This is a genomic window from Chryseobacterium sp. 'Rf worker isolate 10' (assembly GCF_050753305.1).
Classification (GTDB): Bacteria; Bacteroidota; Bacteroidia; order Flavobacteriales; family Weeksellaceae; genus Chryseobacterium.
Genome location: NZ_JBOZOF010000005.1, coordinates 125,119 through 149,376 on the forward strand (window position 1 = coordinate 125,119; position 24,258 = coordinate 149,376).

The window sequence follows — 24,258 nt, forward strand, 5'->3', positions numbered from 1 at the left end:
GGTATTAAATATGAGAATTAACCGCCTTGAGTGGCAGTAATGATTAAAATTGAATCGTTGTTGTTAAGGATGGTTTCCGCCCAGATTGACAGGGGAATAATGCGATTGTTAAGAGCCACAGCGATACCTTTCTTTTTTCCGGGTAGCTCAATAGCCAATAATGCTTCCAGATTTTCGGGAAGTACATCAAATGTTTTTCGGGTGTGGTTGATAATAAGTTCCATTCCTAATAATTTAAATACACTTTAGGAATGGCTATTATTGTACAATAGAATGTACAGCAAAAGTCATCTACTTTTCCCTACGCTGGTATAATCCAGATCAGGTTCAAAGGGTAAAGTCTCAGTCTGTTGGTAACAGACACCCCTAAAGTTTGGGACGAAGTTAGACATTTTTTTAGAATGGGCAAAATTTTTTGCAAGGTGTAATAGAAAGCTAAATAATGAGAAAAGGAAATTATTTAATCAAAAAAAGAGGCTGAAAGTATAAAACTTCCAGCCTCTTTTTAATTTTTTTCTTATTATTCTTCACAAGCTCTCCAGATCGCATCATTCTGCGGAACAGGAGCTATGATTTCAATGTTTTCTTTGGTAACCGGATGAATAAATTCCAGTTTTCTTGCATGAAGATTGATTCCTCCATCAGGATTGGAACGTGGCGCTCCATATTTCAGATCTCCTTTAATCGGAATTCCTGTTTTGGACAATTGTGCTCTGATCTGATGGTGTCTACCGGTTTCAAGATCAATTTCAAGAAGAAGATAATTATCCAGTGTTTTAATCACATGATAGGTAAGAATGGCTTCTTTTGCTCCTTCCGTAGCTTTTGGAAAAACAATGGCTTTATTATTCTTTTCGTTTTTCTTTAAATAATGAACCAGCCTCTGACTTTGTGGGATCATTTCTTTCCCTACAACTGCCCAATACGTCTTCTTCACTTCACGATTTTTCACCATCTGAGTAAGACGGGAAAGAGCTTTGGACGTTTTTGCATAGATCACAAGCCCCGATGTAGGACGGTCTATACGATGAACCAAGCCGAGAAAAACATTTCCCGGCTTAGCATCTCTTATTTTTATAAAATTCTTGATGGATTCTAATAGTGATTCATCTCCGGTTTTGTCACCCTGTACAAGCTGCCCCACCTTTTTATTAATCACCAGAAGATGATTGTCTTCATATATAATCTGCTCCTTCATACTTCTTCGGTCTATCTTCTTCTGTTGGATAAAGACAGGATAATCCCTGCCAAAAGACCTACAGTTTTAACAGCAGAAAGTTTTGAATCTTCCGGAATAAATGCACCCAGTACACAGATCGCTGCAGCAGCGTACATTGCATACACAAAGTTCTTATTCGTAAGCAGCGGAGCCTGAATAAAGAAACTCGCTCCTATCAGCACATAAAAAACTTTTCTTGAAAGTAAATGATTGATTTCCGGAGAAAATAGATTAAACCATCCTACAGCAAGACAAATCAAAGCTGCGATAGATAATATTCCCTGGATAGATTGTTGATTCTGCATGGATTAATAGCTTTCGTTTTCGTTTGGAAACTCAACATTTTTTACATCTTTTACATATTGAGCAACAGCTCCTGTAATTTCTGTATAAAGATCAAGATATCTTCTTAAGAATTTCGGACTGAAACCTTTGTTCATTCCTACCATATCATGATAAACCAAAACCTGTCCGTCACAATCTGAACCTGCTCCGATTCCGATGGTAGGGATAGAAATGCTTTCAGTTACTTTTTTGGCTAATTCTGCAGGAATTTTTTCCAATACAATGGAGAAACATCCTAACTCTTCTAAAAGTTGTGCATCAGCGATCAGTTTTTCAGCTTCTGCTTCTTCTTTAGCTCTTACTTTATATGTTCCGAATTTATAGATAGACTGTGGCGTTAATCCCAAATGTCCCATTACCGGAATTCCGGCATTAATGATCTTTTTGATAGACTTGGAAATCTCTTTTCCACCTTCAATTTTCACAGCGTGTGCCCCACCTTCCTTCATCATTCTTACTGCAGACTCCAGTGCTTTTTCAGGGTTACTCTGATAAGTTCCGAAAGGCAAATCTGCTACCACCAAAGCTCTGTCGGTTCCTCTTACCACACTTTGAGCATGATAAATCATTTGATCCAGCGTAATAGGCAATGTAGTTTCAAAACCAGCCATTACATTCGCCGCAGAGTCTCCAATTAAAACAGCATCTACTCCACCAGCATCTACCATCTTTGCTGTGGTAAAATCATAGGCTGTAAGCATTGTTATTTTTTCCTTGTCGAATTTCATTTTACGCAAGGTTTCAGTCGTAACTTTTTTAATTTCAGAGTGAACAGACATAATTTATCTATTTTTAAAAGTTAAAAAGTCGGCCTTGAGCCGACTTAAGTTTTGTATGATTTTATAAAACTACGTGACCGAGTTTCATGAGTTTGTCGTGATTTAAGATCTTGATATTTCTTCCGTCTACTTCAATCAGACTATCCTGTTTGAATTCTGAGATCAGACGGATGGCACTTTCTGTAGCAGTACCGATAATATTGGCAATTTCTTCTCTCGTTAATGAGATCTTGATAAAACCTTCAGGATCTACGCCCAGTTTTTGTTCCAGAAGCAACAGAATTTCTGCAAGCCTTTCTCTTACCGTTTTCTGAGCAAGGAAAGTGATGGTATTGGAAGATTCTCCTAATTCGTATGAGATTTTCTGAAGCATTACGAAAGACAGCTGTGGATCTACCTCCAGAAGATACATAAAGATATCTGCAGGTAAGAAAACACATTCAATATCTGTCATTGCTTCTGCTTTGGCCTGGAAATTTTCCCCGCAAAGCAAAGAACGATAGCCGATGATATCTCCTTCTTTGATAAATCTTAAAATCTGATCTTTCCCGAACGCTCCTGATTTCGAAAGTTTGGCAGCCCCTTTTTCCAGAACAAAAACTCCTTTTGGAGTTTCACCATCCTCGAAAATGGTATCGTGCTTCTGAAAACTCAGTTTCTTTTTGCCATTAATGTATTTTTCAAAATCTGCGCTAGAAAGTCTTTCTTTAAATGATTTATCATTAAAAACTCTGGCGAACCTCTCTTCAATTGCTATCTGTTGTTCCTGCGGCATTTTATATGATATTTATCACAAAAATAGAACTTTTTAACGCGATAAACAAAAAAATTTGTTATAATTTTGTAGTTCAATATTTTATGGGGTGAGCGAGAACTGTTTTCATTGTGGTCAAGGGATAGAAAAAGAGAGGATTTTATTTGATGAAAAGACTTTCTGCTGTAACGGATGTAAGTCTGTTTACGAAATTCTAAATTTAAATCATTTAGGCAACTTCTATGAGCTTAATAAAGGAGCGGGAATTCGTCCAAATGATGAAAATTCTTCACAATTTGACTACTTAGATACCCCGGAAATCTTTGAAAAAGTTACAGATTTCTCTGAAGGAAACACCAGTCTCGTTACATTCAAAATCCCTGTAATCCATTGTTCTTCTTGTATCTGGCTATTGGAAAGCCTTCACACATTAAACAAGCATATTAAATATTCGCAGGTTAATTTCACAAGAAAGACCTTACAGATTTCATTCAGTCATAATGATATGAAATTAAGCGAACTAGCTAAATTCTTAACCAACCTAGGATATAAACCGGTTATCAGCCTTGAAACGGCTGATAAAAATGAAGACCATCTTGACAAATCTTTATTAGTGAAATTTGCCATCGCTGCTTTTGCATTTGGTAACGGAATGTTCCTTGCCTTTCCTGAATATATCGGAGGGGAAGATTATTGGATGGAACATTACAGAGGTTTATTCAGAACCTTGATATTCCTTTTGGCAACACCTGTTGTATTTTACTCCGCGTCAGATTATTATAAATCCGCATGGTACGGTTTAAAAAATAAGATTGTCAACATTGACGTTCCGATTGTATTAGGAATTTTCGTGCTCTACGGAAGAAGTATCTACGAAGTGTTAACAGATTATGGTCCAGGATATTTCGATACCCTTTGCGGACTTTTATTCTTTATGCTTCTTGGTAAAATTTTCCAAAAAAGAACATACAGTGCTCTTTCCTATGACAGAGATTATAAATCTTTCTATCCCATTGCCGTAACGAAAGTTGATTTCGAAGGAAAACAGGATAATATTTTACTGTCTGAAATAAAAGTAGGTGATAGAATTCTGGTTAGAAACCAGGAAATCATTCCGGTAGATGCTATTCTGATTAACGGAGAAGGAAACATCGATAACAGCTTCATCACTGGAGAAAGTGAAAGTATCAGCAAACAGCCTGGTGATAAAATTTTCGCAGGAGGGAAACAGGTAGGATCTTCATTAGAGCTTGAAGTGATTAAAAACGTAGATCAAAGTTATTTAACTCAGCTTTGGAATAAAGAAGCATTTAAAAAACACGAAACAGGTCTTGATACTCTGACAAATAACGTCAGCAAATATTTCACATTCATTATTTTAGGTATCGCTTTAGTCGCAGGAACGTATTGGTATTTTATTGATTTAAAAATTATGTTCCAGGTTATTTCTGCGATTCTGATTATTGCATGTCCTTGTGCACTTGCCTTGTCTGCACCGTTCACTTTTGGACACATTATGAGGATTTTAGGCCGAAATAAGTTCTATGTAAAAGATACTTTAACGATTGAAAAAATCGCGAAGCTGGACACGATTGTTTTTGATAAAACAGGAACGATCACCCACAGAAAAAAATCAAATATCAAATATGAAGGATCTGAGATCAATGAGTTTGATTCACTGAATATTAAAACCTTATTAAAAAACTCAAACCATCCGCTTTCAAAATCATTATATGAATTCATTGAAGTCAATGATGAGTATTTCCCAGTAGAAAATTTCGTTGAAATCTCTGGAAAAGGATATGAAGCCAATGTAAGAGGAAACATTTATAAAATTGGTTCTGCCCGTTATAACAACCAGGAACCTAAAAACCTTGAAACAGCAGTTTATATCAGCAAAAATGGCGAATACTTAGGTAAATTTATCTTTAAGAATGAATACCGTCCAAAGCTGAGAGAACTTTTCACAAAACTTACCAACTACAAAATATTTATCCTGAGCGGAGATAATTCCTCAGAGGAAAACCAACTTAAAGAGCTTATTCCAAATTACAAAGGAATGGCCTTTAACCAAAGCCCGGAAGACAAACTGAACTACATCAAAACCCTTCAGGATCAGCATATGAAAGTAGCAATGCTTGGAGATGGTCTTAATGATGCGGGAGCGTTGAAACAAAGTAATGTAGGGATTGCCATTGCTGATGACACGAACAGCTTTACCCCATCTTCCGATGTCATTATGAACGGAGATAAAGTGGTTACCCTGGACAATTATCTGAATGTTTGTAAAGGCTCTATCACTATTGTGAAAATGACATTTATAATCAGTTTTCTATACAATATTGTTGGTTTAAGTTACGCTGTTACAGGCCATATGCATCCGCTTTTCGCTGCAATCATTATGCCAATCAGTTCCATCACGGTGGTTACCTTTACTACACTTTCAACCTGGATATTAGGCCGTAAACATTTCAAAAAACAGGCGTAGAAGCCCTTATTTAGACTGATTTTAAATTAGCTGAAATCGGCATTTCGTGATGAATGTCATTATTTTTCACTAAATTTGAACCCCGAAAATAGGTTAATTTTGTTGTCCAATGGATATTCTATATTTAATGATCCTCTGCAGTGTTTCTTTAGCTGCGATTTTCTTGGTCGTATTTATAGTGTATGCCCGAAAAGGACAGTTTGAAGATGATGAATCTCCGGCTGTCAGAATCCTTTTTGATGATGAGAGAATCAAAGAAAATGATGAAGCTGGCAACAAAGATAAAGACGAAAAAGAAATAGGAGAAAATAATAAAAATTGAGAAAAATAGTGAATAGTTGATATGGAAACACAGAAGTTTAGTTATGACAATAGTATTGTCCGTGCGTTCCTTTATGCGACCTTAGTTTTCGGTCTCATTGGATTTACGTTCGGGCTTACGGCGGCATTAATGCTTTTCTACCCTGAATTACCTGAATTCTTTTTCGGGACAGATGACACAACCATTAAGAGTTTGGCATCGGGTAATATTCAAGGTTTAATAAACACTCATGGTGCATTTGGTTTTGGTAGAATCAGAATGCTGCACACCAACACCGTAATCTTTGCATTCGTTTGTAACATCGTTTACACGGGTATTTATTACTCATTACAGAGATTATTAAAAACAAGAATGTACAGTGACACATTGTCTTGGTTACATTTCTGGACTTGGCAGTTTATGATCGTTGCTACGTTCGTTACGTTCTTTATGGGGATCAATACCTCTAAGGAATATGCTGAACACGAGTGGCCGATCGACATATTGATCGCATTCTCATGGATCATTTTTGGTATCAATATGTTCCTGACTATTTCTAAGAGAAGAGTGAGACACCTTTATGTAGCCATCTGGTTCTATATCGGTACATGGATTGCAGTAGCAATGCTTCACATCTTCAACAACCTTGAAGTACCTTTATCTTTCACAGGCTGGAAATCTTATTCAGCATATGCAGGGGTAAAAGATGCTATTGTACAGTGGTGGTATGGACACAATGCGGTTGCATTCGTATTGACGACTCCGGTTCTAGGTTTAATGTATTACTTCCTTCCGAAGGCTGCAGACAGACCGGTATTCTCTTATAAATTATCCATTATTCACTTCTGGTCATTAATTTTCGTATATATCTGGGCTGGTCCTCACCACCTTCAGTATACAGCTCTTCCAGCTTGGGCTCAGGCGGTAGGAACAGGATTCTCTATCATGCTTATTGCACCATCTTGGGGAGGTATGTTAAATGGTCTTCTTACGCTAAGAGGAGCTTGGGATAAAGTAAGAGAAAATCCTATCCTTAAGTTCTTCGTAGTAGCTGTTACTTGTTATGGTATGGCGACGTTTGAAGGACCGCTTTTGGCAACTAAAAACATCAACAAAATTGGTCACTTTACAGACTGGGTTATCGGTCACGTACACTTAGGAGCTCTTGGATGGAATGGTTTCATGGCATTCGGGGTTATCTATTATTTGGTACCAATCATGTGGAGAACAAAACTTTGGTCTGTAAAATTAGCTAACTGGCATTTCTGGTTAGGTACTTTAGGAATTATATTCTATGCAGTTCCAATGTATATTTCAGGATTTACACAAGGATTAATGTGGAAGCAATTCAACCCGGACGGAACCTTATTATGGAAAAACTGGCTGGATACTGTAACTGCAATTATCCCTTACTTCAAAATGAGATTCGTAGGAGGTTTATTCTATATCTCAGGATCTATCCTAATGATTGTAAACGTAATTGCTACAGTAAGAAAAGGATCGTTCCAGAAAGAAGTTCCTGCTGAAGCTCCAGCGTTGGCAAACATCAGTAAAAACAGAAAAGAAGGAGAAGGTACTCACCTTTGGCTGGAAAGAACTCCGGTATTATTAGGTATTTTATCTTTCTTCACAATATCTATCGGTAGTTCAATTGAAATCATCCCTACACTATCCCTTAAGAAAAGTGTACCTACGATTTCTGCAGTGAAGCCTTATTCACCACTAGAACTTGAAGGTAGAGATATCTATATCCGTGAAGGATGTAACGCTTGTCACTCTCAGATGATCAGACCGTTCAGAGATGAGATTACAAGATTCAACGGTAAAAACGGACAATACTCCAAAGCTGGAGAGTTCGTATACGACAGACCATTCCTATGGGGTTCTAAGAGAACAGGACCGGATTTACATAGAGAAGGTGGTAAAAACCCAAGTTCTTGGCACTACAAACACATGTATAACCCAAGATCTACTTCTGCAGGTTCTATCATGCCTCGTTACCCTTGGTTAATTGCTACTGACTTAGACAGAACTAAGATGGTAGACAAAATGAAGCTGATGAAGAATGTATTCGATGTACCTTATACTAAGGCTCAAATCGATTCTGCAGATAAATGGGCAAACAACCAATCGGCAAAAATTGTAAAAGATATCTTCTCTGAAGCAAATGACCTTAAGCAGGCTTATGCTAAGAGACCTCAGGGAGAGTTAGAGAAAAAAGAAATTGTAGCTCTTATTTCTTATCTTCAGAGATTAGGTACAGATATCAAAACAACTGAAATTAAAACAGCAAGTAATAACTAAACATTAAAAGGTTCATATGATTCCTCAGAACTTTAAAGATATATTATCCAATACAGAAAACGCTGGTTTCTACCAGACGCTGGCTCTGATTTTCTTTATGCTGTTCTTCATAGCTTTAGTAATCTATGTTTTTAGCAGACCTAAGAAATATTACAAAGAAGAAGAAGAAGCACCACTTGGGGATGATGAGGATGACGATTTTAATTTAAAAAATTAAACTATTTTTTATGAAACAAAGAACACCTGTTGTCGTAAACATCTTAATAATAATTGGGCTTTTAATAGTTTTTTATTATTTGTTTGTACAAAGCTACGCGTTCCTAGCTTCGCCTTACTTCTGGGGAACTGTTGTAATCGCTGGTATCCTTGCCTATATTCATAGTGCTATTGGAGACCTTATTGAGAACAACAAATTCAAAAAATTATCTCCGGAAGAGAAAGCAGCTTATTTGGCTGAAAAGAAAGTTCCTTTCTTAAGAAGAATGTATGATGCAGCCTTCAAAAAGCAATCTGAAACTGAAGAAAAGGATATCCTTATCGACCACGGTTTCGACGGAATCATGGAGCTGGATAACCAATTACCAAAATGGTGGGTAGGTTTATTCTATTTTGGGACTGCTTTTTGTATTGTATATATTGCAGCATACTCTTTCACAGACTTCGCTCACCCGTTAAGCGAATATGAAAAAGAATATAAAGAGCAATTAGCTAGTATTGAAGAATACCAAAAAACTCAGCCTCCTGTGACGATTGAAACAGCTAAATATTCAGCTGATAATATTGCAGAAGGTAAAGAATTATTCAAAACAAACTGTGCATCTTGTCATAAAGAAGACGGTAGTGGAGGTATCGGACCAAACCTTACTGATAACTACTGGATCAACCAGCCTGAGAAAACGTTATTCAAAAACGTATTCCACATGGACTGGAATGGTTCTCCTACTAACCCGGCAATGAGACCGTTCGGTAAAAACGGAGAAGTTTCAGGTGCAGAGATTGAAAAGATTGCAGCGTATGTATATCACATCAATCAAGAACAACCACCAGTGACTCCGGCTCAAGGAGGAGCAGCTCCTCAAGGAACTGAAGCACATTGGGAAAAAGAATAATTTAAAAAATTAGAAACATATGAAAAAAACATAATTTGTTATTAGATAAAAATAGTAACGAATTATGTTTTTTCTTTTTTAAAACCTATTACATATGTCAGACATAGAAGAAATAGAAGTACGCGGCGGACAGGGACAGGTTCTGGACCCTGAGACTTACAGAGATTCTATAGGGACAATGGAGCAATCCGGAAAAAGAAGATGGGTATTTCCTAGAAAACCTAAAGGGAAGTACACCAACTATAGAAACATTGTAAGCTATTTACTATTAATTATTTATTTTGCGTTACCGTTCATCAAAATCAATGGTAACCCGTTATTATTGTTCAATGTCATAGACAGGGAGTTTTTCATTTTTGGACAGCCTTTCTATCCACAGGACTTTTTTATCCTCACTTTAGGTGCTATCGCCTCTTTAATTTTTATTATTGTTTTTACGATTGCGTTCGGAAGAATTTTCTGCGGGTGGATTTGCCCTCAGACAATTTTTATGGAATCTATCTTCCGTAAAATAGAATATCTGATTGAAGGTGACCGAAACAAGCAGATGAAACTGGACAGACAGGAATGGAATACGGAGAAAATCTGGAAGAGAAGTTTGAAATGGACTGTTTATATCATCATTTCATTAATCATCACCCACTTCATGTTCATGTATATTGTAGGATATGAAGAAGTGTTTAAGATTGTTGGGGAAGGGCCATTTACGCATCCTACCAATTTTATTGTAATGATTCTTCTTACTGCAGCATTTTACTTTGTATTTGCGTGGTTCAGAGAACAGGTTTGTACGCTGGTATGTCCTTACGGAAGACTTCAGGGAGTACTGATTGATAAAGATACGATCAACGTTTTCTATGATTTCAAAAGAGGAGAAAACAGATCAAAATGGAGAAAAGGAGAAGACCGTAAAGCAGCTGGTAAAGGAGATTGTATCGACTGCCACCAGTGTGTAGTGGTATGCCCTACCGGAATTGACATCAGAGACGGACAGCAATTGGAATGTATCAACTGTACAGCATGTATCGATGCCTGTGATGAAGTCATGGAAAAAGTAGGCCTTCCAAAAGGATTGGTTCGATATGCTTCTGAAAATGAAATTGAGCAGCAGACTCAGTTCAAGTTTACCGGAAGAATGAAAGGTTTTTCAATATTCCTGTTCCTTCTTGTAGGATTCCTGGGATATCTTCTTTACAGCCGTGGTGAGATGGAAGCCAAATTCATCAAACCGGCAGGAAGCACATTCTTTGTAAGAGATGGTAAAATTACCAATACGTATAATTATACTTTCCTTAATAAAACGAACGATAAAAAAATAGTTACCATCAAAGTAATTGATCCGGCACATGGTGAAATTACTTATAGTGCATCAAGCAAAATTCAGGTAGACAGAGATAAAATTTCAAAAGGAACAATCAATATCAGCTTCCCTGAAGATGAAATGAAACTGTCTAAACAGAATATCACGATTGGTGTTTATGATATGAAGGGTAAATTGATTGATTCTTATCAGACTTATTTTGAAGGGCCATTTAAACTGCAATTTTAATTAGAAAAAAATGAAGAACTTTAGTTGGGGACACGGTGTTGTAATTGCATTACTTGCATTCATAGTTTTTATATTATCCATGATGTTTCTTTTCCCAAACGGGCAGAAAAACTCTGAAATGGTAACCGATAATTATTACGAAGAGGAGTTGAAGTACCAGGATGTGATTGATGCAAAGAAAAAAGCAGATGACTTACAGGAAAAACCTGTATACAGCCAGGATACGAAAGGAATTAAAATTACTTTTCCAAAAGAATATAATAACTCAAATACTACGGTAAAATTTGTTTTAAACAGAACCGACGACCAGAATTTAGATATCAAAAAATCTGTACAGCTTGATGCCAGCCAGTCTTTCACAATACCAGCACAGGTATTGAAAGTAGGAAACTACACATTAAGATTAAGTTGGACAAAAGATAAAACAGACTATCGAATGGATTATGATGTGATATGGAAATAGGACTTATTGTATCGGCTATTGCTTTAGGCTTTGCTTCCGGTTTTCACTGTATCGGAATGTGCGGCCCTATTGCCTTGTCGATGGGATTAACCAAAAAACAGGCTGCCAACTTCTATCTTCAGAATCTTACCTATCAATTCGGGAGAATTTTCACCTATTCATTATTGGGTGCACTTCTTGGAATTATTGGGCAGGGATTTGAAATGGCAGGATTTCAGAAATATCTTACCATAACAGCAGGAGTTCTTCTGATTATCATGGCTGTATTTTCATTTGGAGGAAAAGATTTTGCTTCAAAAATACCTTTCCTTTCCAAATTTTTATACTCTGTCAAATTAAATTTAGGAAAACTTCTTCAGAAAGCAGATTACCGTTCAAGATTCTCCACAGGAGTTCTTAATGGCTTTTTACCGTGTGGAATGGTTTACATGGCTCTTACCGCAAGCCTCGCAGGAGGTGGAATATGGCAGGGAGCTTTATATATGGCCTTATTTGGTCTCGGAACCCTTCCGTTCATGTTTGCTATAGTTTTAGCCGGAAATCTGATGAATCAGGCCTTCAGGGTAAAGATTCTAAAAACAGTTCCCGTTATCATGATCATTTTGGGAGGATTATTCATTCTAAGAGGTCTTGAACTGGGAATTCCCTATGTTTCTCCAAAAGCAGAAGCCATGACGATTATTAAAGATCCAAACGGGGCTGTTAACTGTCATTAATTTGTATGTAAATAAACCATGAAGAAAACCATTGTCTTATTTCTGATAAGCCTTTTTATGCTGCAATCATGCAGTGTGAATTCTGAAATTGTCTATCACAAAGATGCTGCCTCTACTTCTGTTACCGATATTGATACCAGAGAGTTTATGTCTGAAATGATGGCTATGACACCAGATTCATTAAAGCAAAAAGAATTTGGAGAAATGGATAAACTTCCAACCACATGGACAAGTATGTATGATCTTGCCAAAAAGGAAGGAAAATTAAAGACTGAAAATCCGGACTCCATCAGAATCATGAAAAAGATCTTCATGAAATCCACCAAAGAAGATAATAAGCTAGCAGGATTTTCTTTTAAAATGGAACATTTTGCTCCGGAAGATTACCTGGCTCTGAAAAGTTTTACAAAAACTGAAAAAATTCCTCTGGATCAGAATGTTTACAACAATTGGGATGGGAAAACCATGACAATTGATACAGAAAATTTTAATCTTAAAAGTATTGAAGAGTCGATCCGATCCAAAACTTCGAAGGAAGAAGCCGAAAAAATGGCAGGCATGATGGTGATGTTTTTCAAAAAGGTTGGTACTACTTTAAAATTTGAGAAACCCATACAATCAATTTCTGGGAAGCATGACTGGGTGAAGCAGATTGATAACCATTCGATAAGGATAGAGTACGATCTGAAAGCTATTTATGATCAAGATTCAAAACTAAAAAACGCAGATAAAAAGATTATCATCGTTACAGAATAAAGCAAAACCCACCGGAATCCGGTGGGTTTTTATTATAGACTAAACTAGATTATTCATTTAGTTAATTACATCAAATCTTGCATATTCTGCAATTTTCTTAGGAAGTTTGATTCCTTCCGCTGTCTGATTGTTTTCCAGTAATGCAGCCATAATTCTAGGTAACGCCATTGCCGATCCGTTTAAAGTATGAACCAACTGAGATTTGCCATCTCCTTTGTAACGGCACTTCAGTCTGTTTGCCTGGAATGTTTCAAAGTTAGACACAGAACTTACTTCCAGCCACATTTCCTGAGCAGCACTCCATACTTCGAAGTCATATGTCATTGCTGATGCAAAACCAGTATCACCACCACAAAGTCTCAATACTCTGAACGGAAGTTCAAGGTCTGTAAGAATTTCTTTGATATGCTCTACCATTTCTTCCAAAACAGCATAAGAGTTTTCAGGCTTTTCAATTCTTACGATCTCAACTTTTTCAAACTGGTGAAGACGGTTTAAGCCTCTTACGTGAGCACCATAGCTTCCCGCTTCTCTTCTGTAACACTGAGAGAATGCTGTATTTTTAATCGGAAGATCTTTTTCATCCAGCAATACATCACGATAAAGATTCGTTACAGGTACTTCTGCTGTAGGAATAAGATATAATCTATCTTCGTTGATATAGTACATCTGCCCTTCTTTATCCGGCAGCTGTCCTGTTCCAAAACCTGATGCTTCATTTACAACGTGAGGAGGATTCACTTCTGTATACCCTTTCTCTACGTTTTTATCTAAGAAATACTGAACCAAAGCTCTCTGCAATCTTGCTCCTTTTCCTAAATAAACCGGAAAACCTGCACCTGCAATTTTCACCCCTAATTCAAAATCAATAAGGTTGTATTTTTTTGCCAGTTCCCAGTGAGGAATAGCTCCTTCACCAAGACCTTCTACCGGATGAGACTGGAAAATCATTTCATTATCATCAGCAGAAGCTCCGCTTTTTACCAATTCATTCGGAATGTTCGGAAGCTGGTACAGAATATTCAGTAAGTCGTTTTCTTTAACTTCTAACTGGGATTTCAATTCTGAGCTCGACTCTTTGTATTGTGCTGTTTTAGATTTTGCAGATTCCGCTTCTTCTTTTTTCCCTTCTTTCATCAACAGTCCGATTTCTTTCGAAATTTTGTTGATTTCGGAAAGCTGGGAATCTAGTTCAAACTGGATTCTTTTTCTTTCGTCGTCGGCAGCGATAGCCTCGTCTACCAACTCAAGATTTTTGAATTGTCTTTTCTTAAGACCTTCTAAAACGCGTTCTTTATCGTCGCGCAAAAAATTGACTTGTAACATTTTATTTAGATGTTAAATATTAGATGTTTAGCTTATAATAAGCTAACAATTGTACAAATTTAAAAATTATTTTGTGATAGTAATGGTATTTATCGAAGTTGGTGCATCCGCATTTTTTGAAAACACTTCGTTTCCATCATACAATACCTTTGAAACCTGAAATGCCGTAGGAGTATTACGATACTGAACTTCCAGCAATCCTGTAACATTATCATTTACATTGGTGCTTTTTGTAAACGTAATCAGCATTCTGGAATATAAAGAATTTCCTGTACCTGGTTGATCCGGGCTGATAGAATCCAGCCTTCTTCTTTTGGCACCTGCAATATATTCCATATAGAATAATGACTCGGGTGATGTTTTTAATGAAATACTTACCGGAGCAATATCTTTGGTTCCAAAGACATCATTCACGGAAAATCCGGTGTAAGATCCTGTCAATTTATTATTCAGAAGATCCTGACCAGCACTGTTTTTCATGTAGATATTAAGTACCTGATCTACTCTCTGCAAAGAATCATCATCACTTTTACAACTTACCAGAAAGCAGCTTAATAATACAATATAAAGAAAAAAATTTTTCATTCTAACAAAGATAAAAAAGATTTTATCATTAAGGCAGTTTCCTTAAATAAGAAAAGAAAAAAAATAAATAGCCCAACCCTGAAATAAGTAGTGTGGCTGTCATTGCAATTCCCATTCCTATAATCCCATAAGCAGGAACAAGCACATAGGAAAGTACTACTAAAAATATAAGCGATCCTATACTAAGCCATGCATTAATCTCAATTTTGCCTACTGCAGGTAAAAGATTTCCATACAGATTTCTGGTAAGCATGCCTAAGGTGAAACCAACTGACAAAATCATTAACAATGAAACATTGTCTACATAATTTTCGCCAAAGAACAGTATAATTATATATTTTTTAAATAAGTAAAAAAAACAAAGTATACCCAAGCAAATAGGAAAGAAAAATTTATTAAAATTAATCACATACGATTTCAAAAACTTTCTGTCTTTAAAGTTCTTTGAGAGTATCGGGAAATCACTTTGCAGAAAACTTGTAGCAAGAAAAGTGATATTGGAAGGAATCAGAATAGCAATCCTGTAATTAGCAACAGCATTTTCATTCATCATAAAACCCAGCAGCAGAATATCCAGTGAGTACAGAGCATCTGAAGTAAGTGAAGTCAAAGCCGTAAATATTCCATACCGCCACATTTCTTTATGATTTTGAGGCTTTAGCCCATTCTGATAATAAATCTCTTTTTTAAGCCAAAATAAAGATAAATAGGGTGCAATACTGATAGCAATAAGATATCCGTAAAACTTGAAGAAGTATGTAAGAAACAAGGCCAATAACAACCCTCCGATATTTACTACATTATTGATTCTTGCAAAGGTCTGATTTTTATTGCAAATCCGGTAGAAAACCTGAATATGATTAAGAAGATAAAATCCCCCCAATCTTACTGCACAAGCCATAAAAATGATGAAAATATCTTCATACTTTTTAAAATAGAAAACAGAGACGGATAAAAATAAGATAATCAGAATCAATTCATACAGAATTCCTTTAAAGAAAAAGTAAGATGATATTTTTAATTTTTCGTCTTTATCAGATGAAATAGATCCAAAACGCATTAAACTCTGACTGCTTCCAAATCCTGTGAATGGTGTGAAAATTGTCAACACAGAAAGAACGATACTTAAAACTCCGAATTCATTTTCAGGCAAAAGCCTGATGATCAGTAAAGACCCAAGGAAACTACTGATTTTAGCAATAAGGAAAGAAAAGAATACATGATGCCCACTATTGCTAAAAAAATTTCTTAAAAAATCTTTCAGACTTTTCATGAGGCTTTATTTTTAGAAAGAATATCATCATAAATTTGTGTAAATTGCTCATTAATAGCCTTTTTGGAGTGTCTCTCTACAGAAAAATTTCTGATCTCAGATTCACTTTTAAAAACATATTCATGTTTACATAATTTTTCCAAAACCTTATAAAGCTGCTCTAGATTATTTTTTTCAATTCCAATTCCAAGCCCATCAATAATGAATTCTGCTGCTCCACCAACCATTGTAGAGATTACGGGTTTTCCACATGCATAGGATTCCAAAATAACACAGCCTTGAGTCTCATTTTCACTGAACAGGATAAAATAATCAGAATGTTGCATTTTCTGAGCTACTTCAATATAGCTTATTCCATCGAAAACGGTTATATAATCTTCGGCAGATAAACTTTTAACCAAAGTGATTAAAGATTCTGTGTCTCCATCACCTCCTATTTCCAAATGTACCGGAAATCCTTTTTGGTGCAGTAAATAGATTGTATTAATGATAGCCTGAGGTCTCTTACGGGGAATCAAACTTGATATGTGAAGAAATTTCAAATACATGGATTTCTCAGTATTAGACTTTATTGTAAAAACATCAGTATCTACAACATTTGAAATCACTTTCATGGGGGCAGTAATTCCCAACAGCATCAAACTATCTTTCAAATTATGGCTTACCGGTAAAACATATCCTGCATTGTTTGCAATATATTTTGCAATCCATTTGATAAAACCTCCTGTTTTTGATAGGTTCTCTTGTTGCAAAGCCGTCCAGTGTTCTGTAATAACGAATGGTATTTTATATTTTTTCTTCAGATAAACAGCAAAAAGCATGTTGTTATACAGAATATTCCCATGAACCAGATCCGGTTTATTCAATTTTGCAAACCCTTTTGAATAGGCTCTCATCTTCCTAAGAAAGTTTTGAAACGGATTTTTTGAGTTTTTATAATAAATGATTAAGGTTCTTATATTGTTAATAACCCTTTCATCATAAACATACAATTCTTCTTGTTTAAAATTGCCAATAGCATGTAGTATTTCAACATCACAAGATAATGAAACAGCTTCCGCGTGCCTTTGAACAAAGTTACCATTGGTAGGCTCTAATTGATTAGGAAACCACGATGAGATGAAGAGTATCTTTTTTCTTTTCAAAATTTATCTAATATGTATCTTTATTTTGATCTTTAATGCCCACTATATCGTAGCAAACCAATTGCTAAAGTTAATCAATTTCATTCTTTTATTCTAATTCCAAAAAACCGAAATTGATCACCATAATATCCAAAATTCTATGTACAAAAAAAGGACGATATAGATCATCCTTTTTTATCCTTGATATTAAAATACTTAGCTGATATAATTTCCCGCCCAGCTTTTTTCCAGAGGAAGAAGAAAATGACTTAAAAAATCAAGATATGTATTTTTAGAAAAATCAAAAACCTGAATATCTTTGGAAATCTCGCCATTCCTTAAGCCTGCTTTAAAGTCAATCAATTTCAGGGTTTTTATTTCGTTATTTTCTACAAAACTTGCTTTCATTCTATCGAAAAGACCAAGTTTATACTCTTCATCCATTTCTCTCATTACCTTCCCTAAAGCATCAATACTACATCCGGAAGCCATTTCTTTCTCCTCATCTACACAAACTATGATAAACTGATTTTTTTCAATTTTAAAAGAGGAAGAAAGGGATTTTCCATGGGCTGCCCATGTAGCAAGAAAATCAAATAATTTCTCTGTAATTGCCTTAGCTTCCTTTGTTTCAAATGGTCTTGAAGCCGGGTATATAATAACTCTGTAGTCGTTTGTTTCTACAATGTTAGATTCTTCGATTTTCATATCCTTTCAATTTAGACTATAAAATTACGATTTTTATCCAAAATAAATAGAAAGGTTTTTATCCTAAAAATTTGAAAGCATTAAATACATTCAAAAACTGCATTGTAGGAATTCTCATTCCTGCTAAGAATTTTCGTTTTAGAATACGCCTTTTCAAGCAGAATTTCTATCAGTTCTGCTTCATAATGATCAGAGCTTTTTAATGCTATATTGTTTATTTCTATTATGATTTTTGGACGAAATTGTGTTAGGATCTCTGTCATTCCCTGTAATGCAGAAAACTCTCCTCCTTCTATGTCTATTTTAATTAGATCTATTTTCTCAATACGCTTCTCTTTTACATAGCTATCCAGACTTATACTTTCCACTTTTTCAACGGCAGTAAAGTCTTTAAGGAAGGAAGACGCCATCCCCACATTGTCATAGGTATCATTGTATAGGATTTCAATATACCCGCTTTTTTCAGCAATAGCAAGATGTTCAATCGTAATATTTTTGAATCCATTGGAGGAAATATTTCTTGAAAATTTCTGATAATTGGAGTTAAAAGCTTCAAAAGCATATACTTTTCCGGTATTTCCTACAATTTTGGAAGCATTTAATGAAAACAGTCCAATATTCCCCCCTACATCAATAAAAGAATCTCCTTCTTTTAATACTGCATATAAGTAATCTATCTCTGTCTTTTCATAATCACCTAAAAAATAGAGCTGCTGCTGGATCCAGTCATCCAGTTCTAAATCCAGCTTAATTGAGTTCCGATAGATGATCTGTCTTTTTACACCATGAAATAGGCTATAGGGTTTAAAGATATATTTATGAAAAGTAAAATACTTTTGTTTAAAAAACTTAAAACTAAAAATAAATCTAAATAAGGATGCTAAAATACTTCTCATACTGGCCTTATGTTATGGTAAGATACTGTAATTTGAATAAAAACAATAAAACTCAGGAAATATCCTGAGTTTTATTGTTTATGAATAGGTTATTATAAATCTTCTGCTTCAGCAAGAAGTTCAACGATATCTTTTACAGCTACTTCGGTATTTTTATTAAAGTGTTTTACACCATCCGTCATCATGGTATTACAGAAAGGGCATCCTGTAGCAATTACCTTAGGTTCAAAAGATAAAGCTTCTTCCGTTCTTTCAATATTGATGTCTTTATTTCCTTTTTCAGGCTCTTTAAACATCTGTGCACCACCTGCTCCACAGCAAAGACCATTGGTTTTGCAGCGCTTCATTTCTACAAGCTCTGCATCCAGCTTCTCCAATAACATTCTTGGAGCTTCATACTCGTCATTGGCGCGTCCCAAGTAGCATGGATCATGGAAAGTAATTTTTTTCCCTTTGAATGCTCCACCTTCTATTTTCAGTCTTCCTTCTTCCATTAGGGTTTTAAGGAACTGAGTATGATGTACTACATCAAAGTGTCCACCTAAGCTTGGATATTCATTTTTCAGAGTATTGAAACAGTGTGGACAAGCCGTTACGATTTTCTTTACTTCGTAAGCATTCAGTACTTCAATATTCGTAAGCGCCATCATCTGGAATACGAATTCATTTCCGGCTCTTTTTGCAGGATCTCCGGTACAGCTTTCTTCCTGTCCTAAAACTGCAAATTCAACTCCTATTTTATTTAATATTTTGCAAAATGCTTTTGTAATTTTTTTAGCACGGTCATCAAAACTTCCCGCACATCCAACCCAAAATAAAACTTCCGGGGCTTTTCCTTCGGCAGCATATTCTGCCATTGTTTTTATATTGAAATCCATTTCTTTTTCAATTTGAAAATGTGAGAATTTGGAAATTTGAAAATGTTGCAGACTGTAATCAATTTCAAACTTACAAATTGATTAGTTATCTAGTTTTCTGTAGCCCAGTTCAGACGGTCAGCCTGATTATACTGCCAAGGCGCTGCGTTGTTTTCCACATTGGTCATCATCAGATTCAGTTCCTGTGGAGCAGCAGACTGTTCCATCACCAGGAATCTTCTCATTTCAAAAATAATGGAAAGTGGATCAAGCAATACCGGGCAGGCATCTGTACATGCATTACATGTAGTACAAGCCCAAAGTTCTTCTTTTGTAATATAATCGTTCAACAGTTTTTTTCCGTCGTCAACGAACTTTCCGTTTTGATCAATATTTCTTCCTACTTCTTCCAGCCTGTCTCTTGTCTTCATCAGAATCAATCTCGGAGAAAGCTTTTTACCCGTAATATTAGCCGGACAAACGGAAGTACAACGTCCGCATTCTGTACATGAATAAGCATTAAGCAACTGTACCTGATTCAGGTCAAAAATATCTTCTGCACCAAATTTAGAAGGGACATCCGCTTCAGCACCTTCTGCCGGAGCAGCATAAGGATCTGCGTTGGGATCCATCATCAATTTGATTTCCTTCGTTACAGACTCAAGATTGTTGAATTTTCCTTTTTTATCAAGATTTGCATACCATGTACTTGGAAATGCAAGAATAATATGCAGGTGTTTTGAATAATAAAGATAGTTCATGAAGAAAAGAATCCCTACAAAGTGGAACCACCATGCCGCTTTCTCTGTAAACATTAAAAATCCGTTATCAAAACTGAAAATTTCTAAAAAAGGAACCAATGTCATTTCACTGATCGGGAAGCTTCCATGTACTGGTAAAACACCTCTCGACTGTAAAATAAAATCTGATGCATTCATTTTAAAGAAAGCCATCATCAGGGCAAATTCTATGATAAGAATCCAGTTGGCATCATTTTTTGGCCAACCGAAAAGTTCTTTCATCGTTAATCTTTTAACACCATAAAAGTTTCTTCTGATAAAGAAAACTACCACTCCTATTACCACAAGAAGTGCCAGGACTTCTAATGTTGCTGTAAAGAAACTGTAGAATCCGTGTCCGAAAACCGAAGCCAGAAAACGATGCGTCCCAAATATTCCATCAACAATGATTTCTATTAATTCGATATTAATAATCACAAAACCTACATATACAAAAAGGTGTAGAACTCCGGCAACAGGACGTGCTGTCATTTTACTCTGTCCCATAGCAACTCGTGCCATGGTGCTCCAGCGTTCAGATTTTCTATCGTTTCTATTGATTTCGTGACCTAACCTGATATTTCTGTAGATTTTCAACAGGCTTTTAGCAAACAGCCCAAATCCTGCCACTAATAAAATCAGGAAAATAATATTATCAATGTACTGCATAGGGTGGTGTATTAGTCTTTGTTATTTTTACCGAAAACCGAGAAGTTGATATATCTCTTCGGGTTCGCTTTCATATCTTCGATTAATGAATTCAAGTTAGTAGAAGCCGAATTCAGGTTGTTATAAAGCTGATCATCCTTCATCAGTTTACCTAAACTTCCTTCTCCTTTATCAATTCCTCCAATCACCTGATTCAATTTTCCTACTGTAGCGTCTAAGTTGGCAATTGTTGAATTCAACTGTTTAGTATCGATGCTCTGAGCCAGATTTCCGTATTTATCCAGGGTCACTTTTCCACTTTGCATCGTAAGGCTTGCATCGTCCAATACTTTTTGCAGTTTAGGGTCATTATGTCCTACCAGGCTGTTTACACTTCCCGCCGTAGTCTGTAATGCTCCTACTGTTTTATTAAGATTGGATAATAAAGCTTTTATTTCAGCTCTGTTTTGAGCATCAACAAGCAGATTGGCATTAGCCATTAGAGAGTCTACTCTGTGTAGAACTACCTGCAGCTGATCTTTTACCGGGCCTACCTGAGAAGAAAGACTTCCAAGCGTTCCCAATTTGAAAGCACCTTTCAGAGTATCTCCGTCTTTAGCCGTCTGGCCTCCGTAGGCTAGATTTACTCTCATCTCTTTACCAGACATTAATCCTGGTTCAAAGATTTCTAATGATGAATTTTTTGAGAATTCAAATTTGTTATCTACTGTAATTTTTACAACAAAATTAATTTTTCCATCTTTTGCAGTAAGAGGAATAATTTTATCAACCTGTCCTACTTTCAGACCGTTGATAGAAACTGCCGAAGACTGCGCCAGGCCTTCTACGTTGTCATATTTTGCGTAAAATATATTATCGGTAGTAAAAAGGCTTTTCCCTTTCATAAACTGAAACAACACCACAAAACCTACAATGGCCAGAAGTGTGATCACACCAGCTTTTAATTCTTTACTGAACTTCACTTGCTAATTTTTTTCTAATAAGCAAATATAGTACATTTTAAATAAATCTTTTCCTTTATTGTTCTGCGTTAAATACAAAAAAAGCGACAAAAAATTTTGTCGCTTTTTATATCAATGAAATAAATTTCTTATTGTTGCTGATGTCCCAGCTTGTTCCAGATCTCGATTCTGTAATCTTCGATATCTGCATTGTCCTGAAGACTCTTCATCCAAGCCTGACCGAACATTCCAGCACTTCTCTGAGAAAGAGATTCTGTAAACTGCTTAAGATCTCCAGGTTGTTTGTTTACTGTTTCTGATTTTTTGATCAAAACATAAACTCCTGTACCACCTTCAACCGGGTTGGAAAGTTTACCTTTTGCTACACCAAATGCAGCACCGGCAACTTTAGGTTCCATAGCACCAGCTACTGAAGGGTTCAGTAGGTTTACCTGAGCAGACTGTTTTGGAGCTGCGAATAATTTAGTAATCTGATCTAAGTTTGAAGCTTTCGCTGCAGTAATTTTATCAGAGATTTGTTTTGCAGCCAATTTATTTTTAACTAAAACTTCGATCTGATCTCTTACAGATTCTGGATCTGCAAGACCTGCATCTTGTTTTCCGTTTAGATAAACTACAATTTTATCACCTGTTCCTTCTACAGTAAATAATTCAGTATCTCCTTTCGTTCTTTTCTTATCAAAAGCCCAAGTAAGGATTTCCGGATCTTTTTCAGTACCTAAGCCCTGAAGCTGACCTTCAAATCTTTTCGCTGCTTTTGGATTGGTGAACTGGTAGTTACTTTTCTTAGCAATATTCACGAAATCGTTGAAAGATTTCCCTTGAACCTGCTGAATAAATTTTCTTGATTTTTTATCTGTTTCAGCCTCAGTAGCATCTGAAGGTTTAACTGCTTTCACAAGGTTAGCAACTTTATACCCCATTGATCCTGATTTTTTATCTTCAATATTGATGATATGGTAACCGAACTGTGTTTCTACTACGCCAGTAGCTCCTTTAGGATTGTTGGCAAGATAAGTAAGGAATTCAGGAACGAAAGGTGTTTCCGGAGTTGTCCATCCTAAGCTACCTCCCTGAGCTGCAGAATTCGGGTCACTGGAAACCTTAAGGAATTCCGTAAATCTAGCTGGAGTTGCTTTTACAATGGCACCGATAGAGTCTGCCAATTTCTTAGCCTGCTCTTTAGTTCTTGTTACTCCCTGACCAGCAGGACTTCCTTTAAATGCAATAAGGATGTGTCTTGATAAAGTAGAATCTGAAGCTCTTTTACCTACAAGTTTAGATACTACATAAACATCCTGCTCTTTATAAGGACCAAAAGTCTGACCTACTGCTGCTGCAGTGATTTGATCTTTGATTGTTGGAGGAAGTTGCGCAGGGTTCACATATTGTGGATTGAACGGCGCATCAGAGTTTGCCGTTACAAACATAGAATCGTTTTTCGTATTCTGGAAGTTTTCTGTACCTCCGCTTGCATCTGTACCTCCTGAATATAATTTTGTAATTTCTTTCAGGGCTGCTGCATCATCTGCCGCACTAGGTTTTGATGGGAAATATACGATACCGATATTTCTGCTTGGCTCAGCTTTGAACATTACAGGGTGCTCCTTGATGTAGTTCGCAAGATCTTGTGTTGTAACATTGATCTTTGTTTTCTGAAGATAAGCTGCATAATCTACTTTTACAAAGTCGATATCTGCAAGCTGATCTCTCTGCTTCATCAATTCTTCGGCTTCTTTTTTACCGGTAGTGATACCTGCTGAAATATTGGTAAACACCTGTCTTGCCATTAGTCTGTACTCAATAGTCTTTTTAGTTTTCAACCATTGATTATATCCTTCAGGATTGGTGGTTTTTAATGTTTCAATTTCTTTTTTAAGCTCTTGAGTTTTAAAATTACCTTTCTCATCAAAGAACTGTTGGTTTTGAGCAAACATCTGATCGTACTGGATTTGATTCCAGAAATAATCATCATTCATTTCAAAACCTAATTTCTCAAACTGTTGTTTGATAAGTTTAGATTGTACAAGTAACTGCCAAGCCTGCTCTTCAAGACCGTTTTTCGGACGCCCTTGCTGATCAGCCTGTTGCTGCAACACGAAAAGCTGATCATTGAACTCTTCGCGGGTGATTTTTTCACCATTTACTTTTCCTAAAACGTCAGGATTCTTACCAAAAACCTTGTCGATACTATCGGGGTTCACCAGGAACGCCAAAAGCGCTAAGGCTATTACTCCCATTAAAAGCCAAGGCTTACTCCTAATCTGTCCTAAAATTGCCATTTTATAAATTATAG

At 36.1% G+C, this 24,258-nt stretch carries 24 protein-coding genes and 1 riboswitch; of the genes, 9 read left to right on the forward strand and 15 right to left on the reverse strand.

Annotated elements, in window-relative coordinates; genetic code table 11:
• Window positions 1–17: 17 nt before the first annotated feature.
• The 5 genes from thiS to LKL37_RS20325 form a co-directional block, all read right to left on the reverse strand.
• Window positions 18–224 carry a sulfur carrier protein ThiS gene (thiS, locus tag LKL37_RS20305; RefSeq protein WP_253317511.1) on the reverse strand — a complete coding sequence of 69 codons (207 nt, stop codon included), beginning with the start codon at window positions 222–224 and terminating at the stop codon, window positions 18–20.
• A 57-nt stretch (window positions 225–281) separates the two neighbouring features.
• A riboswitch (TPP riboswitch) is annotated at window positions 282–378 on the reverse strand.
• A gap of 142 nt (window positions 379–520) precedes the next feature.
• Window positions 521–1,198 (reverse strand): pseudouridine synthase family protein, encoded by a 678-nt coding sequence (locus tag LKL37_RS20310; protein WP_047381674.1) that lies wholly within the window; start codon window positions 1,196–1,198, stop codon window positions 521–523.
• Between the two features lie 11 nt (window positions 1,199–1,209).
• The gene (locus LKL37_RS20315; RefSeq protein ID WP_126652688.1) at window positions 1,210–1,524 is read right to left on the reverse strand and encodes a hypothetical protein; all 315 of its coding nucleotides are present in this window, start codon (window positions 1,522–1,524) and stop codon (window positions 1,210–1,212) included.
• A 3-nt stretch (window positions 1,525–1,527) separates the two neighbouring features.
• On the reverse strand, window positions 1,528–2,343 hold the full coding sequence (gene panB, locus LKL37_RS20320; RefSeq protein WP_431612252.1) for a 3-methyl-2-oxobutanoate hydroxymethyltransferase: 816 nt from the start codon (window positions 2,341–2,343) through the stop codon (window positions 1,528–1,530).
• Window positions 2,344–2,404: 61 nt separating this feature from the next.
• Window positions 2,405–3,118 (reverse strand): Crp/Fnr family transcriptional regulator, encoded by a 714-nt coding sequence (locus tag LKL37_RS20325; protein ID WP_034692595.1) that lies wholly within the window; start codon window positions 3,116–3,118, stop codon window positions 2,405–2,407.
• An 88-nt stretch (window positions 3,119–3,206) separates the two neighbouring features.
• On the opposite strand from LKL37_RS20325, the gene LKL37_RS20330 reads away from it, so the two are divergent.
• The 9 genes from LKL37_RS20330 to LKL37_RS20370 all read left to right on the forward strand — a co-directional run bounded on the left by LKL37_RS20330 (window position 3,207) and on the right by LKL37_RS20370 (window position 12,783).
• Entirely contained in the window at window positions 3,207–5,585 is a 2,379-nt protein-coding gene (locus LKL37_RS20330; RefSeq protein WP_431612253.1) for a heavy metal translocating P-type ATPase, read from the forward strand.
• A gap of 109 nt (window positions 5,586–5,694) precedes the next feature.
• Entirely contained in the window at window positions 5,695–5,907 is a 213-nt protein-coding gene (gene ccoS / locus LKL37_RS20335; protein ID WP_431612254.1) for a cbb3-type cytochrome oxidase assembly protein CcoS, read from the forward strand.
• A 21-nt stretch (window positions 5,908–5,928) separates the two neighbouring features.
• Entirely contained in the window at window positions 5,929–8,190 is a 2,262-nt protein-coding gene (gene ccoN / locus LKL37_RS20340; protein WP_431612255.1) for a cytochrome-c oxidase, cbb3-type subunit I, read from the forward strand.
• Between the two features lie 16 nt (window positions 8,191–8,206).
• A complete protein-coding gene (locus LKL37_RS20345; protein WP_002983870.1) occupies window positions 8,207–8,407 on the forward strand; it encodes a cbb3-type cytochrome oxidase subunit 3 in 201 nt (66 codons plus the stop codon).
• A 10-nt stretch (window positions 8,408–8,417) separates the two neighbouring features.
• Window positions 8,418–9,299, forward strand: a complete 882-nt coding sequence (locus LKL37_RS20350) for a cbb3-type cytochrome c oxidase N-terminal domain-containing protein (protein WP_431612256.1) — start codon at window positions 8,418–8,420, stop codon at window positions 9,297–9,299.
• A gap of 94 nt (window positions 9,300–9,393) precedes the next feature.
• A complete protein-coding gene (gene ccoG, locus LKL37_RS20355; RefSeq protein ID WP_431612257.1) occupies window positions 9,394–10,848 on the forward strand; it encodes a cytochrome c oxidase accessory protein CcoG in 1,455 nt (484 codons plus the stop codon).
• A 10-nt stretch (window positions 10,849–10,858) separates the two neighbouring features.
• Window positions 10,859–11,311 (forward strand): FixH family protein, encoded by a 453-nt coding sequence (locus tag LKL37_RS20360; RefSeq protein ID WP_105703480.1) that lies wholly within the window; start codon window positions 10,859–10,861, stop codon window positions 11,309–11,311.
• Window positions 11,302–12,027, forward strand: a complete 726-nt coding sequence (locus LKL37_RS20365) for a sulfite exporter TauE/SafE family protein (RefSeq protein ID WP_431612258.1) — start codon at window positions 11,302–11,304, stop codon at window positions 12,025–12,027. The genes LKL37_RS20360 and LKL37_RS20365 overlap by 10 nt, the downstream gene beginning before the upstream one ends.
• An 18-nt stretch (window positions 12,028–12,045) precedes the next feature.
• Window positions 12,046–12,783: a hypothetical protein gene (locus LKL37_RS20370; RefSeq protein WP_431612259.1), complete on the forward strand. Its 738-nt coding sequence runs from the start codon at window positions 12,046–12,048 to the stop codon at window positions 12,781–12,783.
• 57 nt (window positions 12,784–12,840) lie between these two features.
• Here LKL37_RS20370 and serS read toward each other — a convergent pair whose 3' ends face one another.
• From serS to LKL37_RS20420, 10 genes are all read right to left on the reverse strand, one after another.
• Window positions 12,841–14,109: a serine--tRNA ligase gene (gene serS / locus LKL37_RS20375; protein WP_431612260.1), complete on the reverse strand. Its 1,269-nt coding sequence runs from the start codon at window positions 14,107–14,109 to the stop codon at window positions 12,841–12,843.
• 66 nt (window positions 14,110–14,175) lie between these two features.
• The gene (locus tag LKL37_RS20380; protein ID WP_431612261.1) at window positions 14,176–14,694 is read right to left on the reverse strand and encodes a hypothetical protein; all 519 of its coding nucleotides are present in this window, start codon (window positions 14,692–14,694) and stop codon (window positions 14,176–14,178) included.
• Between the two features lie 28 nt (window positions 14,695–14,722).
• Complete coding sequence (locus LKL37_RS20385) at window positions 14,723–15,967, reverse strand: oligosaccharide flippase family protein (protein ID WP_431612262.1); 1,245 nt, start codon at window positions 15,965–15,967, stop codon at window positions 14,723–14,725.
• Window positions 15,964–17,112 carry a glycosyltransferase gene (locus LKL37_RS20390; protein WP_431612263.1) on the reverse strand — a complete coding sequence of 383 codons (1,149 nt, stop codon included), beginning with the start codon at window positions 17,110–17,112 and terminating at the stop codon, window positions 15,964–15,966. Before LKL37_RS20390 ends, LKL37_RS20385 begins: the two co-directional genes overlap by 4 nt.
• Before the next feature lie 195 nt (window positions 17,113–17,307).
• On the reverse strand, window positions 17,308–17,799 hold the full coding sequence (locus tag LKL37_RS20395) for a hypothetical protein (protein ID WP_431612264.1): 492 nt from the start codon (window positions 17,797–17,799) through the stop codon (window positions 17,308–17,310).
• A gap of 80 nt (window positions 17,800–17,879) precedes the next feature.
• Window positions 17,880–18,695, reverse strand: coding sequence for an FkbM family methyltransferase (locus LKL37_RS20400; protein ID WP_431612265.1), 816 nt, complete (start codon window positions 18,693–18,695; stop codon window positions 17,880–17,882).
• 92 nt (window positions 18,696–18,787) lie between these two features.
• On the reverse strand, window positions 18,788–19,573 hold the full coding sequence (locus LKL37_RS20405; RefSeq protein WP_047377320.1) for a (Fe-S)-binding protein: 786 nt from the start codon (window positions 19,571–19,573) through the stop codon (window positions 18,788–18,790).
• Window positions 19,574–19,662: 89 nt separating this feature from the next.
• The gene (locus LKL37_RS20410) at window positions 19,663–21,000 is read right to left on the reverse strand and encodes a 4Fe-4S dicluster domain-containing protein (RefSeq protein WP_431612266.1); all 1,338 of its coding nucleotides are present in this window, start codon (window positions 20,998–21,000) and stop codon (window positions 19,663–19,665) included.
• An 11-nt stretch (window positions 21,001–21,011) separates the two neighbouring features.
• Window positions 21,012–21,962 (reverse strand): MlaD family protein, encoded by a 951-nt coding sequence (locus LKL37_RS20415; RefSeq protein WP_431612267.1) that lies wholly within the window; start codon window positions 21,960–21,962, stop codon window positions 21,012–21,014.
• 128 nt (window positions 21,963–22,090) lie between these two features.
• Entirely contained in the window at window positions 22,091–24,244 is a 2,154-nt protein-coding gene (locus LKL37_RS20420) for a SurA N-terminal domain-containing protein (RefSeq protein ID WP_431612268.1), read from the reverse strand.
• Between the last annotated feature and the right edge of the window lie 14 nt (window positions 24,245–24,258).

Coding starts and splice junctions, on each gene's coding strand:
- panB (WP_431612252.1), bottom strand. CDS start 2,343: ATGTCTGTTCACTCTGAAATTAAAAAAGTTACGACTGAAACCTTGCGT.
- LKL37_RS20380 (WP_431612261.1), bottom strand. CDS start 14,694: ATGAAAAATTTTTTTCTTTATATTGTATTATTAAGCTGCTTTCTGGTA.
- ccoG (WP_431612257.1), top strand. CDS start 9,394: ATGTCAGACATAGAAGAAATAGAAGTACGCGGCGGACAGGGACAGGTT.
- LKL37_RS20365 (WP_431612258.1), top strand. CDS start 11,302: ATGGAAATAGGACTTATTGTATCGGCTATTGCTTTAGGCTTTGCTTCC.
- LKL37_RS20315 (WP_126652688.1), bottom strand. CDS start 1,524: ATGCAGAATCAACAATCTATCCAGGGAATATTATCTATCGCAGCTTTG.
- LKL37_RS20400 (WP_431612265.1), bottom strand. CDS start 18,695: ATGAGAAGTATTTTAGCATCCTTATTTAGATTTATTTTTAGTTTTAAG.
- LKL37_RS20410 (WP_431612266.1), bottom strand. CDS start 21,000: ATGCAGTACATTGATAATATTATTTTCCTGATTTTATTAGTGGCAGGA.
- ccoN (WP_431612255.1), top strand. CDS start 5,929: ATGGAAACACAGAAGTTTAGTTATGACAATAGTATTGTCCGTGCGTTC.
- LKL37_RS20405 (WP_047377320.1), bottom strand. CDS start 19,573: ATGGATTTCAATATAAAAACAATGGCAGAATATGCTGCCGAAGGAAAA.
- LKL37_RS20370 (WP_431612259.1), top strand. CDS start 12,046: ATGAAGAAAACCATTGTCTTATTTCTGATAAGCCTTTTTATGCTGCAA.
- LKL37_RS20360 (WP_105703480.1), top strand. CDS start 10,859: ATGAAGAACTTTAGTTGGGGACACGGTGTTGTAATTGCATTACTTGCA.
- ccoS (WP_431612254.1), top strand. CDS start 5,695: ATGGATATTCTATATTTAATGATCCTCTGCAGTGTTTCTTTAGCTGCG.
- LKL37_RS20395 (WP_431612264.1), bottom strand. CDS start 17,799: ATGAAAATCGAAGAATCTAACATTGTAGAAACAAACGACTACAGAGTT.
- serS (WP_431612260.1), bottom strand. CDS start 14,109: ATGTTACAAGTCAATTTTTTGCGCGACGATAAAGAACGCGTTTTAGAA.
- LKL37_RS20325 (WP_034692595.1), bottom strand. CDS start 3,118: ATGCCGCAGGAACAACAGATAGCAATTGAAGAGAGGTTCGCCAGAGTT.
- LKL37_RS20420 (WP_431612268.1), bottom strand. CDS start 24,244: ATGGCAATTTTAGGACAGATTAGGAGTAAGCCTTGGCTTTTAATGGGA.
- thiS (WP_253317511.1), bottom strand. CDS start 224: ATGGAACTTATTATCAACCACACCCGAAAAACATTTGATGTACTTCCC.
- LKL37_RS20345 (WP_002983870.1), top strand. CDS start 8,207: ATGATTCCTCAGAACTTTAAAGATATATTATCCAATACAGAAAACGCT.
- LKL37_RS20385 (WP_431612262.1), bottom strand. CDS start 15,967: ATGAAAAGTCTGAAAGATTTTTTAAGAAATTTTTTTAGCAATAGTGGG.
- LKL37_RS20310 (WP_047381674.1), bottom strand. CDS start 1,198: ATGAAGGAGCAGATTATATATGAAGACAATCATCTTCTGGTGATTAAT.
- LKL37_RS20350 (WP_431612256.1), top strand. CDS start 8,418: ATGAAACAAAGAACACCTGTTGTCGTAAACATCTTAATAATAATTGGG.